This window comes from Streptomyces anatolicus, assembly GCF_019400875.1.
GTDB classification, from domain to species: Bacteria; Actinomycetota; Actinomycetes; order Streptomycetales; family Streptomycetaceae; genus Streptomyces; species Streptomyces anatolicus.
Genome location: NZ_WMBF01000820.1, coordinates 1 through 1,438, shown reverse-complemented (window position 1 = coordinate 1,438; position 1,438 = coordinate 1). Strand labels below are relative to the sequence as shown.

Genomic DNA, 1,438 nt, shown 5'->3' with positions numbered 1-1,438 from the left:
GGTGAGGGGCATGGCGGAGCTGGGGAAGGCGATTCCCGGGCAGCGTGGGCGGCAGGGGCGGGCGGACGCGAGGCTGCCGGAGGTGCCGGGGTTCGCGGCGTGGCCGGCGCCCGCGCAGGGGTCGCCCAAGAGCGAGGGCAAGGCGCTGCGCAAGCGGGTCCCGCGCTCGGCGCACGCGCGGTTCGAGGTGGACGCGGGCCGCCCCGACGCCGTGACGGCCGTGGCGGAGTCGAACCGCAGCAGGCTCCCCGAGCTGGCACCGATCCGGGTCGGCAGGATGACGGCCTCTCCCTTCGCGTTCCTGCGGGGCTCCGCGGGACTCATGGCGTACGACCTCGCGGGCGCCACGCTGACCGGCATCGGCGCGCAGATATGCGGTGACGCGCACGCGGCGAACTTCGGGCTCTACGCGGACGCGCGTGGCGGGCTCGTCATCGACCTCAACGACTTCGACGAGACGGTGTACGGCCCCTGGGAGTGGGACCTCAAGCGCCTCGCCACCTCGCTGGTGCTCGCGGGGCGCGAGGCGGGCGCCGATGAAGCGGTCTGCGCGGAGGCGGCGCTGGACGCGGTGGGGGCGTATCGCCGCACTATGCGCCTGCTCGCGAAGCTGCCCGCCCTGGACGCGTGGAACGCCATCGCGGACGAGGAGTTGGTCTCGCACACGGACGCGCGCGACCTCCTCGGCACGCTGGAGCAGGTCTCCGAGAAGGCCCGGCAGAACACGAGCGCGCGGTTCGCCGCGAAGTCGACGGAGCCGGTCGAGGGGGAGGACGGTTCGGTGGGGCGGCGCTTCGTCGACGCCCCGCCGGTGCTGCGGCGCGTACCGGACGCGGAGGCGGCCCTGGTGGCCGCTTCCCTGGAGGAGTATCTGGGGACGCTCGCCGAGGACCGGCTGCCGCTGATCGGGAGGTACGCGATCCAGGACGTGGCGTTCCGCGTCGTGGGCACGGGCAGCGTCGGCCTGCGGTCGTATGTGGTGCTGCTGCTCGACCACCGGGGGGAGCCGTTGATCCTCCAGGTCAAGGAGGCACGGCCCTCCGCGCTCCTTCCGCATCTGCCCGAGGCGGGCTTCAAGGTCCCCGAGACCGAGCACGAGGGGCACCGGGTGGTGCTCGGCCAGAAGCGGATGCAGGTCGTCAGCGACTTCCTGCTGGGGTGGACGACGGTCGACGGCCGGCCTTTCCAGGTACGCCAGTTCAGGAACCGCAAGGGCAGCGTGGACCCGGCCGGGCTGACCGCCGACCAGCTCGACGACTACGGCCGCATGACCGGCGCCCTGCTGGCCCGCGCCCACGCGCACAGCGCCGATCCGCGCCTCATAGCCGGGTACTGCGGCAAGGGCGATGTGCTGGACGCGGCGATCTCGCGGTTCGCGACGGCGTACGCGGACCGTACGGAGGCGGACCACGCGCTGCTGGTGCGGGCGGTCAAGGAG

Annotated in this window: 1 protein-coding gene; it reads left to right on the top strand. The window is 73.5% G+C overall.

What is annotated here, in order from left to right; all coding sequences use genetic code 11:
• Positions 1-10: 10 nt before the first annotated feature.
• A partial coding sequence (locus tag GKQ77_RS32720) for a DUF2252 domain-containing protein (protein ID WP_219692777.1) occupies positions 11-1,438 on the top strand: 1,428 nt, incomplete at its 3' end.